Consider the following 278-nt stretch of genomic DNA (forward strand, 5'->3'; position numbering starts at 1 on the left):
GACCATCTTTGGCAGCTTGTCGGTATAGGTTGATTTGAGTTTGGCGAGACCGCGATATTCGAGCAATACTTTGGGCAGGGGATAATTTTCTGCCAGTTTTTGTAAGACTTCTTCGTCGGTCGACGGCGCACCGGAAGGCGTTTTTTTGACGACGGGCAGACCCAGTTTGACGAAGAAAATTTCACCTAATTGTTTGGGTGAATTTAGGTTGAAGGGTTGCTCTGCCAGCTCGTAGGCTTTTTGTTCCAGCTCTAGTAAGCGGATACCAATTTCATGTG

At 47.1% G+C, this 278-nt stretch carries 1 protein-coding gene; it reads right to left on the reverse strand.

What is annotated here, in order from left to right; translation table 11 throughout:
* Positions 1–278 (reverse strand): DNA polymerase (locus QN347_RS19815; RefSeq protein ID WP_323494398.1); only part of this gene is annotated, 278 nt, incomplete at both ends.

The organism is Sphingomonas sp. 10B4, from assembly GCF_035019905.1.
GTDB classification, from domain to species: Bacteria; Pseudomonadota; Alphaproteobacteria; order Sphingomonadales; family Sphingomonadaceae; genus Sphingomonas; species Sphingomonas glacialis.